Genomic DNA, 11,532 nt, shown 5'->3' with positions numbered 1-11,532 from the left:
CGTTGTACCGTCGAACGGCTGATGAAGAAGCTTGGAATACAAGGCATCAGGCGCGGTAAAAAATGTTGGACGACGATTGCAGATGGCTTGCTTGATCGGCCAACAGACAAGGTTAACCGGCAATTTGTAGCGACGCGCCCCAATCAGCTGTGGGTGGCGGACATCACTTTTGTAGCAACATGGACGGGGTTTGTTTATGTGGCTTTTATTACAGATGTTTTTGCACGATGTATTGTCGGCTGGCGGGTCAGCCGCTCATTACATACAGAGCTGGTGTTCGATGCATTGGAACAGGCATTGTGGGCGCGGCGGGAAACCAGTGGGTTAATCCATCACAGCGATCATGGCAGTCAATATCTGTCAATTCGCTATACAGAACGTTTAGCAGAAGCCAATATTGACGCTTCTGTTGGCAGTGTTGGCGATTCTTATGAAAATGCGCTGGCCGAAACAATTAACGGATTATACAAGACAGAAGTCATTCGGCATCGCGGCCCCTGGCGCAATATTGAAGAAGTGGAATTTGTTACTTTGGAATGGGTTGATTGGTTCGACCATCGCCGATTATTGGAGCCGATTGGAAATATTCCACCGGCTGAATTTGAAATGGCATATTATCGCCAATTAAATGAGTCAGCTGATGCAGCTTGACTCAAACTAAAAAGTCTTTGGAAAAACCGGGCCGATTCAGACATCTTTTCTCATCCTCTTTCAGTGCATTTTCGTCACCATTGAGAAAATCATCGAAGCAAGAAGGTGTCTGTAGCGTATGCTCAAATGCACCAATTACCCTGCCAATATTTTTGTACTGAAATGGTTCTTTCTCATCTTTAAAAGCTTGCGGGAAGAGTCTATATATTCCTCGATTACTTTCAATTTGTTGACAACGGGTGCTTCACTTGGCATCCCCATTTCAATTGGATTCAAGATAGGACCAAGCACCTAATTGGGTAATTTGTAGCGCTGCATTAAGGGTAGATGGAGAATTTCTACTTCTCCCTTTACCTGCATAACCTGGCGAGGTCGGTTCATTATCTACACCAAACTTAATTAAGCAAATGACAGGAATTACATGTAATCTTGTTATTAACTAAAGCCTCGAATCCATATAAAGCATACGGCCGAGTTTGATTAAAGTTGCATTTTTTTCTCATGGATAATTGCGTCAGGCAATGGTTCAAAGAACTGCTTGAGTGTGGTTGCATCCAGCTTGTGACCATGGTCATCACCCATGCATACCACGATGATGATCACCTTCGTGCATTCCACTATAATGATTACCATCATGCGTTTTTCCATGATCGTGCTAACGATCTTAAGCATAAACATGAGTACTTAAGATTAGTGCCCGAAATAAGATCGATTTCATACAGCCTCCATTGAATATGAGTTAGTAAAAGACCGGCCTTCATTATGAATAAGTGTGACCAGCTTATTTCTAGCGATCTAAGAAAAATCAATAAAAAAACAAGCCATTACTTCTTCAGTTTTGTGCTACAGTCATTTTTTCATATACCAACCGGTATTTCTTACATTTTTTATAAACCCGTTAAAATGACTGGCCAAAATGATTACTTGGCAATGGTAATAGGCAAAGCAAGAGATTTTGCCTCCGTAACAGTCAATCGAAACAGAATATAAAGCATTTGGAAAGCATTCTGATTCCAGTGCGCATCTGATCCATTGGTATTTATTGCATAATGTTGGCCATTCAAATGGGCCGATAGCTCAGTATTAAGAATCGGCTTATTGGACACGAGAACCTCCATGGTATTAATAGGATTTTCATTTTTAAGAATAGGGGGCGTGCGCGAGTCTTTTTCCACATCATACTCTGGTTCTTCCCCAAGCGAATGACCAAGAAAATTGAGGATCGCATGAAAGCTTCTTAACCGGAAAGAACCTCTTAAGGGCCATTCTCCCCCGACATAGCCTGGGCGGATATCAAAAATAACATCATTATCTATCCATGGATTTGTCGAATCATACAAATCTTCAACCTCCTCAAAACGCAGCGTATCTGGATCATAATTAGTAATAAGAACAGGCCCCAGTATTTGCTTGCTAAGTATATATGTACCCTCCTTCTGGTCGTAGTGGACAGTAAATTCTTTTTGCAAAGACTGAAACCCTTCTGCTGAAACAGCGCTCGCAGGAATTGTCCAGCTTCGCTCCAATGTCAGCGGCTCTGCATATAACTGCTTCTGATCCTGAATAGCTGAGAAATGGAGCGCTACACGACGAAACATTTCGTAGCCCTCTCGATCCGATGGGCTATTATAATAAGTAATTTTCTGAGGATACTTTTGTTGCTGGAAGCGAAGGTGGTTCTCGTGCTCCCTGGTAAGCTGAATAACAGGAAAAAAGCGACGATGGCCATCCTGTTCCTCTGCATCAACATCCTTTTGAGCATGACTACGAGCGACCAACTGTTCTAAATTTAGTAGCGTTACTTCCTGCGCCATCATTCGCAGCATAAGATCCACATCAAAATGCTGCCGAAGCAACAACGTAAGCTTGTGTTGGCTGAACGGAGCAAGGAGTCGTTGAGTAAATTCTTCACCTGCAATCGGCTCAATACTGAAAGTAGGGTTTTCCGAAACACCGCCGCCAAATATCGGTACCAATAAGTTACCCTGAGCACCTGTTAGTGCTGGAGAAGCACCCGCATTAGCACTGAAATTGAAAGTAGCCGCAATGGCTGAAAGCTGGAGAAGCACCCGCATTAGCACTGAAATTGAAAGTAGCCGCAATGGCTGAAACTCGGGTGAAATGAAGAGGCAAATGATGTCGAGCCCGGGCAATGTTAACGAGTAGCAGCTTGGCATCCGCATTAACAGTCGCTTCATCATACGCCATCACTGCGCGGTTGAGCGTAATAGGCGACAAACAACCAGAAAAGATAAAAATAAATAAAACACACAATGACAAACGGCGAATAAATTGTTCCATGAGCAATGCGTACGGCTACTCGTTCAAATTTTGCATTTTGCAAGCAACTCAGAAACAACGCAATCAGCAATGTATTGTGGTGCCAATATTCCTATGAAATTAGACTATATTCATTTTTTATCAAGCTAAAGTAAAGTTAACTCTGATTTATTGATCCAATATAAAGCAGGATCGACGCCATTCGAATTGGGTTCTTAATATATTTCCAAAAGTGATAACCAGCACAAGCCGTCTAGATCAACAAGATCGATGATTTAGTAGCAGCATTAACTTATATTAGGGTTTTCAATGTAATGAAAATACGCTAGATTGATCGCATATTTTCAATATACTCATATTCTTGATAGGAATTTGAATTAGTATAAGCTTTACCAACTTTTCAATACTACACATCGTAGGAGAAGCAATGAAAAAACTCGTAAAACTACTTTTATCACTCACTGTATTATTCTTTTTAGTATCTCAAACAGCAATGGCACAGAGCTATACTATGTATGGTGAAAGAATGGAGAAGAATTATCCAACCATGGCAGGTGAAAAGCTCATGAATGGTATTGTTAATGCAGCGACCGGTTGGGTGGAGCTTCCCAAAACGATCATCCTAACTAGTCAACGCGATGGCGCGCCTTATGGTTTAACAGTCGGGTTGCTCACCGGTCTTATCCACACAGTTGGCCGTACAGTACTTGGTGCATTGGACGCTGCCACTTTCTTCATCCCTACCACCCCAGTTGTTTCTCCACCCTATATCTGGCAAGATTTTAATAAAGAAACAACTTATGGATAAGCATCAAGCTGATTAAAAATTTAACAGGTCGTTGAAATAAGGAAACGATTATGGCTATTTTTCACGATCTGTTAAATGTGAAAAAAGATGGAAAAACTGGAAATGTCTTTCTTTCATGAAAGCATTTATTAAGCCTACATAATCCTGATCGATTGTTGAGAATTTGAGGATTTCTAAAGAAACCTATCACCTCCTTATGCTTTTTATTTTTCAGGATCATATAAGGCCGCTTCTTGCCCCCTTTGCACATCCACTCGCATTAAAATCACGAAACCAATAAGAAAATAACTACCCGTAATCAGCATAGCAAGACGATGATCGCCGCGTGACATCCAGCTAACCAGCCCATAAGTGATCGGACCCAGGATGGATGACAGCTTGACCGCCAACCCCCATAGACCAAAGAATTCGGCCCGTCGAGAAGAAGGACTGAATAACCCAACCAATGCCCGCGCGGCAGATTGAGATGCGCCTAAGCACAAACCAGCAATATTGGCAGCTAACCAGAACATGGCAGAGCTTTCAGCCATCCATGCCAGTAAAATCATAATGATCCAACCGATGAGCGTGAGTGCGATAGTAGGAACATGCCCCAATTTATCCTGCAAGTTACCAAAGAAAAATGCACCCATTGCAGCAGTAATATTCACTAACAGGACTAATAATATCGTGTCTGTAGTGTTAAATCCCATCACTTGCTGGGCATAGATTGCTGCCAATGCAATCACTGCTTGAATGCCCGCTTGATAAAAAATAAGGCAGACAAGAAAGCGCACCAGATCTTGGTAATGGTGTACATGCTTGAGCGTATTGCCCAATCGTGCAAAAGCTTCCTTGATGATGTGATCACTGGCTTGATGCAACTGCGGCAGTGCTCGTTCTTTCAGATAAAGAAAAGTAGGAATACAAGCAATAGCGAAAATAAGTGCAGTTATGAGCATCGTTACTGGCACGAACTGATCGGCTTCTTGCCCTTCCCCTTGCGCCCATGTCACATAAGCAAGGGAGCAACCTAGGGTAAATAAACCACCAATATAACCAAGACTCCATCCCCAGCCAGATACTTTCCCTAGCGCATCGCTTCGTGCTAACTCGGGCAAAAAAGCAGCTATCAAATTTTCACCACTTCCAAAGAAAAAGTTGGTGAGAATAATGAAAAGAATTGCTAACCACAGATCACCCGGTCCGGCAAAATAAAGTAATGCAGTAAATAAGACACAGCCGATAGTTGTCAGCAATAGTAAGCGCTTCTTCATGGCGTAAATATCTGCATAGGCACCTAGCGCTGGTGCAGTTAGAATAATAAGAATATAAGAGACTGCTAATGATGCTGTCCATGCAAATGTACCCCAATCCTGATTATTAGCCACGACTGCTACAAAGTAGGCATTAAAAATAGCAGTAATAACGACAGTGGTATAGCCTGAATTAGCAAAATCGAACATTGCCCAGGACCAAACTTCGCGCCGACTTACACCCTCAGTGAAATATTGTAGTTCTTTCTTCGGATTCATATAACAGCCAATATCATTATTTTCTGATTGCGAGCATATGGATTTTTTTACAAGAGATTTGGCAACGCTCATTACCAGAGTGAAAATTATTTATAAAACGGCAGCCTCAGCCATACGTTATCACAATTTTCTATCGCGAAGTTCGGTATCGCCATGAATCCGAATAGATTTTAAAATGCAGAAATACCAATAGCTATAGAAGCTTTCTTCTCATTACCTCCATTACTATTGCTTTCTTTATATCGGACATTTCACTAATTCCAGCTTGATGGCAAGCCAGTTAGTGGTCAAATTTACGTATCTGCGCAGGCCGATATTCACGACAATAGGCGCGAATTGAAGCCAGAAGATGTTGAGTAGATTCTCACAATATTGAGATGCATAACTGGACATTGCAACGGAGAATTGAGAAATGTACGCCATATTCCCCGCAGCAACTGATTAGCTCAAATAAGAGAGGCTCTTAGGCCCATCCGATCTTTAGATCAGGTAAAACGTCAATTTTATGTAGCAACCTTCGATTAGCCGAACGTAGGATACCGAGTAAAGAGAGTAATTGAGACAGGAACTCTTCTCCAGAAGTCAATCGATACCATTCATCGCCATCAGGATCTTCTTCATCGAGAGTACGCCAGAATAGTTTGTCGAAACCCCTAAAAGAAACCGGCCGTCCTGCAAGCAAGTCATTCTTGATTTCATCAACCCAAGCATGACGCCTGCAGATCAAACCTTCAGCACCTTTATAAACAACAACGGAGAGATAATCGTAAAGATCCATCGGGCCACAAATCTTAGTAAGTTCAGTAGTTCGTTGACCGGCCATGGCATCTCTAATTAGAGCACGCAAAGCTATTGTTGAAATTTCAAGACTAACGCCTGTTTGTAGGGAATGAATTTTGTCGAGATACATTTTCAGAAAATCAGAAAAAATAAACCATCACCAATTAATAATCCGATTTGAAATTTTCACTAAGGTTCATTTTCTTAATAAAAAAATTTTGTCTAGAAAGAAAAATTAATCTTATTAACGCGCTGTTTAAAATATATTCGAGGCAGTTAATGATAGACAAAAACAGGAAAAAAGCGGAGTTTATATCTGATAAATAAGTATTTTGAGCTTATTTTTAAAATCACAGCGACAGCATAGATTGTTTTTCAACGGCTTGTACATTAGCTTAGATATCGTTGCAAGTAGTTGGAATGTAAAATTTCTTTTAGTAATCCTTTAGATATATCCCTATTCTATAATGCGAATTAAGAGCTGAAATAGAAGCCAGTTCATCAATAACGTTAAACTATTGAGGAAGATATCACCCAACCTCAATCAATCAAGGTAACGAATGAACTGGCAAGACCGATTAATAACGATTTATCTCTATGTTTGCAAGCATTATCAGCAAAATCTTTGGGTTCATAGCCAAAGAATGAGCAATGATGCGGATTTAAGCTTTAGCGACGAAGAAGTCATCACTATCTACCTGTTCGCTGTAGCGGACAAGCATAGAGAGATCAAAGGTATGTATGAGTATGTGGATCATCATTTACGTGTTTGGTTTGTGCGACTCCCGAGTTATGTAGCTTATGTTCAGCGCCTGAATCAGGTGGCTGATGTGTTTGCGCCCTTATTGGCGCTGATTCAGCAGGAACAGGAACCTAGGAACCCAGGAACCCAGAGCAAGCTTGGCTGATCGATTCATTTCCGGTGGTAAAGGCCCAAGCAAGGCCATCGGTTTAAGGCATGTGTAGCGAAAGAGTTGGCGGATTCAGGCTACTGCTCAACCAAGAAGTTGTGTACTATCATGGTGTGCGGGTTCATATCATAGGATGCCGCCAACCAAGCTCATTGCCGGTCCCTGAGTATATAGCGTAACCAGTTAAGAATGATTCAGAATATATAGAATTTGAAGAGCATCTCAACGGTTTGGTTTTGTTGTTTACGCAGTACTTTGGCGTATGCCCATTTGTGCTGGGTGAGACAATGAGCATACTCTTTGAATCGTTTTTAGCTGGTTTTGCTATATTGGTGTGACTGGCGCGAGTGATCATGACGCGAAGATATTTGATCAGATTCGGCCACAATTGCACAACAATGAGCTGTATGGTGATAAAGCTTATCAACGGCTCAACGCCGAAGAGGTCAGGCAAGCTCAGAATCTGACCGTCTTGACACCCGTTAAAAAAACAAAAAGGGCAACCCTATTCTCAAACCACAGGATCAATGGTTGTCTACAGCGGTGTATCGCATTCGGCAACCAATTGAAGCCTTATTTGCCTGGATTGAAGAAAAAACAGGCATTGAATGTGCCAGCAAAGTTCGTTCTTATAAGGGACTTATGGTGCATGTATTCGGAAAGCTGGCTGCAGCTCTATTTTTCTGGAATTTTTTACGAGTTAGCTCTTAATTCGCATTATAAATAGAGGGAGTGAGGGCACAACTTAGTAATAAAAACATGGAGCAGTTATTTCAGAACGCTTGTTACTCATACCGTAAAAAATTCTCTGCGAGTGCTTCCTCACCATATCGAGCAATCAGCGTATCAATCTCTGCAAGCAGCGCGTCGTCTTCATCTTCATCCAACACGCCATCACCGACTAAACTAGCTATCAAACCCGAGAAAATAGCTTCTTTTACAACACCAAGCGTTGGTGGAGTCCGCCGATTCTCATCATACATCACAGCTTCGATCACTCGTGAGAGCGGTTCGCTGGCAATATCTTGCACAAAGTCAATGGCTAAGGCTGTCTCACCAAACTCCTCAATCAATGCATCTAGCTCATCAAGTAATGATTCATTAACATCAAAATGATGCAGATTCTCTGTTTCAGTAAATGCTGGAGGCAACAAACCTACGAGAAGAGCACGAACGCTAGCAAGTGTTATAGGTTGGTCAGTGTCTGCCTCATTGAGCCGGCTTTCAATCAGCGCAGACAAGCCAGGACTAACGCGGTTAGCAACATCAATAGGATTACGGATCATAATGTTTTCCTTTTAGTGATAGCAAAATACTATAACAAGGTTAATCCATACACTATTCATCATACAAAGTATCACTCTTTCAGCAAGCTATACTTCTCAATTTTTAATTCCATCAAACGGAAGAGAATTAGCTTACTATTATTATAGTCTACGCTATCAACTCTTATATAAGATTAATAGCCAAGGCACTTGCTGATATCTAAACTATACTTATACTCACCAGAATCCTCATGATTTAATATGACTATTACATCCATACTCCCCCTTTCATGAAGCGATCGTTGGGAAGATAATGTTTCATTGCATGCTCTTTCATGCGCAGGTGATGCTCCTTCCGAAGTTGTTCTTGTTTTTTTGCAGCTTCTGCTGACTGTCCATAATCCCGAGAAGTTTGCCATTCTTGCTGCGTCATAAGTTGATTTTCAATAATCTGTTTCTGACTTTGTGCTCGAATATTTTCTACAGATTGCATGCGATCAAGCGATAATATAAATAATCCAATACTCAACGAGAGTATACTTATCACAGTAGAAGGGATTAATATTTCTTGTTTCATAATCAACTCCTTGAATGGGTTAGTTGAAAATAGGACTCCAATCACACAACCTTTCAAAGGATGATAATTTTTTGTTCATTACAGTACTATTAAGCATAATGAGGCAGATAATGGGTTAAAACTTACATTCGATATACGTGAATGTAAGTTTCATGTATATCTCAGTCATTACTGCACAGTAATACTACGTCGCTTTGAAGATTCAGCTTTTGGCAAAGTAATTTCTAGAATGCCACTTTTCAAAGATGCAGCCGTTTTGGCAGTATCCACTTCTCCTGGCAATGCAACTGAACGAGAGAATGAAAAATTGGAAATTTCGCGTCTATGATAATCACCTTTCTCTTCTTTTACATCGCTAGCACATTGACCTTTAATCGTGAGCAAATTGCCGGTGAGAGAAATATTCAGGTCTTCCTTTTCTATACCAGGGATTTCAGCACGAACCAAAATTTCATTATCTCGATCGATTACATCCAGCTTCGGTGAACGTGAAGCTTCTAATTCCAGCAGATTATCCCATGCCGGGACACCTCCCCATCGCCATAATGAAGGCCAGCCGCGTCTGAAGAAGTGATCAAAAGCACGCTCCATCTCAGTAAAAGAACGTTCTATATCAGTGGCTGGACGAATAGACGATACTTCACTCTTTGCTCCTTCTTTGCTCGGTGCTTCTTTGCTCGTAGTGACAGGAATATTCTGTTTATTTTCTTCTTTCATGAAAATTCTCCTTTTCTTGATTAAGAAAACTCTGTTTTTTCAATGCAAGGTATTTTCTTGATAGACGGGATAGATCATGATAATCATCCGGTGTGAACCGCAATCTTCCACATCGCTGAAAAAAAGTTTTCCTGCAAAATGTACACCACTCATACTCACCACTTCAAAATGGTGTCCTATGCGTGAAAGAAAGCGTAAATAGGGATTAGCCCGCTCTCCTTTTAGCAAATCGATCTCTGCCAGCTTTGGCAATATTCTGGAAATATGTAGTTTTGGCAAATTCTTGGGCCACCCACCCAATAAATCCGCGCCTGCCTTGTTGCAATCACGAATTATGCCATCTTCAGAAAGTATCAAAACTACATACTCGCTTTCGTTAGTATCTGCCTTGGCACTGAAATTATTTCTCAGCAGTACTTTACTGGTAATACTCATTGTTTACCTCCGCTTCTGCAGCCAGCCAATCATCCAGTTCATGTCCAGGTTGGAATCCTCTCTCCTGTGCTTTGTAATAAGCTGCAATAGCGATACGAGCGTAGCGATCTTCCTGCATAGGCTCGTTATTAGATGCGCTACCTGTAACTGTTACTTTTTTCCTGGTATTCTTGGTAAGTGGTTTAGTAGGTTCCACCTTCGCCTCCTTGTTTAATCAATAATTTAATTAATTGAGTAAAAGATCTGCATAATCTTTCCTCATGGTATAAAGACTACACTTATCAATTTATCGAAAAACAGAAGATGATTAAATACGTGTAAACACGTAGATCATTAAACTAAAAGGCATTTCATTTCTATGATTACCTTTACATTCAGTGTATAAACTGCTAATCGGCAAATAAACTAAAAATAAATCAGAAACTACAGTAAGAGGGTTACAATGATTCATATCTGTTAAAGAAGCTATTTCCGATGCGCCGAAATATTCCCCTTTCCCCTTTCCCCTTTCCCCTTTCCCGTTTCAAGAGTCTGCGAAAGTAATCAAGGATTAACTTGCCAAGAATACCTTAAGCGTCAGAAATAATATGGCCTGAATAATATCATCGAGAGTGAGGCCAATCCCTGGGTTGAATTGGCCAGGAACACTAGCAGAGATCCGTTGATCTGGTTTCTCATTGCTACCGGCCTCATCTATGCAGGATTAGGTAGCTACACTGAAGCAATCACATTGCTGATTGCAGTCGTACCGTTGGTCAGCATGGACACTTTTCTCCATCGCCGCACTCAGGCCTCGCCTGAAAGCCTGGGCCAACAGCTCGCACAAAGTGCCCGTGTGCTGCGGAATGGCATGGTACTAAACATCAGCGCTACTGACTTGGTTTCTGGTTATCTTGTACTCCTAGCCGCAGGAGAATCATTTCCGGCGGACAGCCTAATTCCTTTTCTACTTCATAAGTGAAATATTAGAAGCGGCTTATGAAAGGAAGTATGGTGTTGGCACGAGTAGCAAGTGGTAAAGAAGTTTTGGTGCAAGCAAAGAACTGACTGGTTAATGCACAAGCACAATAAAGAATTAAGACAAGCACAGGCTGTATGTTACCTTTGGAACTTGGCTTATCAATGGAGCAGACAGCTATAGCCTAACCAGTTAAGAATGATTCAGAATGTATAGGATTTAAAAAGCATCTCAACGGTCTGGTTTTGTTGTTTACGCAGTGCTTTGGCCTGTGCCCATTTATGTTCGATGGGATTAAGATCAGGAGAATAAGCGGGTAAGTATTCAAGGGTGTGCCCAGCGTTTTGTATGGCCTCTTGCGTATCCTGCCTCTTATGGAAGGTAGCATTGTCCATCACAACGACCGCATGTGACGGCAATTTAGGCAACAGGTCCTGCATCGCCCATCCATGAAATACATCGGCGCTGATATTGACTGCAAACAGGCTGACGGTTATCAATAGCTTTCCGATCAGGGCGCCAATCGCGTTGATACGACCTTGCGCATGCCAGTCATGCGTGCCATGACATCTCTGGCCAGCGGGTGCATAACCGTGCGTGCGCGGCGCATCCTGTGCAAACCCACTTTCATCAATA

The 11,532-nt window shown here is 41.6% G+C and carries 17 protein-coding genes; 5 read left to right on the top strand and 12 right to left on the bottom strand.

Going from position 1 to position 11,532, the window contains the following annotated elements; all coding sequences use genetic code 11:
* Positions 1 to 651 (top strand): IS3 family transposase (locus BM122_RS19050; protein WP_074907092.1); only part of this gene is annotated, 651 nt, incomplete at its 5' end.
* Position 652: 1 nt separating this feature from the next.
* Here the strand turns inward: BM122_RS19050 and BM122_RS25525 are convergent.
* The 4 genes from BM122_RS25525 to BM122_RS25515 form a co-directional block, all read right to left on the bottom strand.
* Complete coding sequence (locus BM122_RS25525) at positions 653 to 877, bottom strand: cytochrome c peroxidase (protein WP_371264953.1); 225 nt, start codon at positions 875 to 877, stop codon at positions 653 to 655.
* Positions 878 to 1,131: 254 nt separating this feature from the next.
* A complete protein-coding gene (locus tag BM122_RS25520) occupies positions 1,132 to 1,287 on the bottom strand; it encodes a hypothetical protein (RefSeq protein ID WP_256212216.1) in 156 nt (51 codons plus the stop codon).
* A gap of 284 nt (positions 1,288 to 1,571) precedes the next feature.
* Positions 1,572 to 2,726 carry a hypothetical protein gene (locus tag BM122_RS19035; protein WP_143083545.1) on the bottom strand — a complete coding sequence of 385 codons (1,155 nt, stop codon included), beginning with the start codon at positions 2,724 to 2,726 and terminating at the stop codon, positions 1,572 to 1,574.
* Positions 2,671 to 2,952, bottom strand: a complete 282-nt coding sequence (locus tag BM122_RS25515; protein ID WP_256212215.1) for a hypothetical protein — start codon at positions 2,950 to 2,952, stop codon at positions 2,671 to 2,673. The genes BM122_RS19035 and BM122_RS25515 overlap by 56 nt, the downstream gene beginning before the upstream one ends.
* Before the next feature lie 406 nt (positions 2,953 to 3,358).
* Here BM122_RS25515 and BM122_RS19030 point away from each other — a divergent pair, with 406 nt between their 5' ends.
* The gene (locus tag BM122_RS19030; protein WP_074907088.1) at positions 3,359 to 3,739 is read left to right on the top strand and encodes an exosortase system-associated protein, TIGR04073 family; all 381 of its coding nucleotides are present in this window, start codon (positions 3,359 to 3,361) and stop codon (positions 3,737 to 3,739) included.
* A 203-nt stretch (positions 3,740 to 3,942) separates the two neighbouring features.
* Here BM122_RS19030 and BM122_RS19025 read toward each other — a convergent pair whose 3' ends face one another.
* Positions 3,943 to 5,253: an MFS transporter gene (locus tag BM122_RS19025; protein WP_256212214.1), complete on the bottom strand. Its 1,311-nt coding sequence runs from the start codon at positions 5,251 to 5,253 to the stop codon at positions 3,943 to 3,945.
* Between the two features lie 463 nt (positions 5,254 to 5,716).
* The gene (locus BM122_RS19020) at positions 5,717 to 6,076 is read right to left on the bottom strand and encodes a hypothetical protein (protein ID WP_256212213.1); all 360 of its coding nucleotides are present in this window, start codon (positions 6,074 to 6,076) and stop codon (positions 5,717 to 5,719) included.
* 517 nt (positions 6,077 to 6,593) lie between these two features.
* Here BM122_RS19020 and BM122_RS19015 point away from each other — a divergent pair.
* Both BM122_RS19015 and BM122_RS24475 read left to right on the top strand, forming a co-directional pair.
* Positions 6,594 to 6,941 (top strand): hypothetical protein, encoded by a 348-nt coding sequence (locus BM122_RS19015; RefSeq protein WP_074907086.1) that lies wholly within the window; start codon positions 6,594 to 6,596, stop codon positions 6,939 to 6,941.
* Between the two features lie 534 nt (positions 6,942 to 7,475).
* A complete protein-coding gene (locus BM122_RS24475) occupies positions 7,476 to 7,655 on the top strand; it encodes a hypothetical protein (RefSeq protein ID WP_218152165.1) in 180 nt (59 codons plus the stop codon).
* A 74-nt stretch (positions 7,656 to 7,729) separates the two neighbouring features.
* Here BM122_RS24475 and BM122_RS19005 read toward each other — a convergent pair whose 3' ends face one another.
* The 5 genes from BM122_RS19005 to BM122_RS24470 form a co-directional block, all read right to left on the bottom strand.
* Positions 7,730 to 8,230, bottom strand: coding sequence for a hypothetical protein (locus BM122_RS19005; RefSeq protein ID WP_074907085.1), 501 nt, complete (start codon positions 8,228 to 8,230; stop codon positions 7,730 to 7,732).
* A 247-nt stretch (positions 8,231 to 8,477) separates the two neighbouring features.
* Positions 8,478 to 8,786: a hypothetical protein gene (locus BM122_RS19000; protein WP_074907084.1), complete on the bottom strand. Its 309-nt coding sequence runs from the start codon at positions 8,784 to 8,786 to the stop codon at positions 8,478 to 8,480.
* Positions 8,787 to 8,954: 168 nt separating this feature from the next.
* Complete coding sequence (locus BM122_RS18995; RefSeq protein WP_074907083.1) at positions 8,955 to 9,503, bottom strand: Hsp20/alpha crystallin family protein; 549 nt, start codon at positions 9,501 to 9,503, stop codon at positions 8,955 to 8,957.
* A gap of 39 nt (positions 9,504 to 9,542) precedes the next feature.
* On the bottom strand, positions 9,543 to 9,938 hold the full coding sequence (locus tag BM122_RS18990) for a hypothetical protein (RefSeq protein WP_074907082.1): 396 nt from the start codon (positions 9,936 to 9,938) through the stop codon (positions 9,543 to 9,545).
* The gene (locus BM122_RS24470; protein ID WP_083398608.1) at positions 9,922 to 10,134 is read right to left on the bottom strand and encodes a DUF2934 domain-containing protein; all 213 of its coding nucleotides are present in this window, start codon (positions 10,132 to 10,134) and stop codon (positions 9,922 to 9,924) included. The genes BM122_RS18990 and BM122_RS24470 overlap by 17 nt, the downstream gene beginning before the upstream one ends.
* Positions 10,135 to 10,599: 465 nt before the next feature.
* Here BM122_RS24470 and BM122_RS18980 point away from each other — a divergent pair, with 465 nt between their 5' ends.
* Positions 10,600 to 10,899 (top strand): hypothetical protein, encoded by a 300-nt coding sequence (locus BM122_RS18980; protein ID WP_074907081.1) that lies wholly within the window; start codon positions 10,600 to 10,602, stop codon positions 10,897 to 10,899.
* A gap of 200 nt (positions 10,900 to 11,099) precedes the next feature.
* Here the strand turns inward: BM122_RS18980 and BM122_RS18975 are convergent.
* Positions 11,100 to 11,532, bottom strand: a 433-nt coding sequence (locus BM122_RS18975) for a transposase (RefSeq protein ID WP_305728202.1), incomplete at its 5' end; no start/stop codon positions are given.

The sequence above is a fragment of the Nitrosomonas communis genome (assembly GCF_900114745.1).
Lineage (GTDB): Bacteria > Pseudomonadota > Gammaproteobacteria > Burkholderiales > Nitrosomonadaceae > Nitrosomonas > Nitrosomonas communis_A.
Note: the sequence above shows the minus strand (reverse complement) of the source record. Positions and strands in the feature narration are given on the sequence as shown.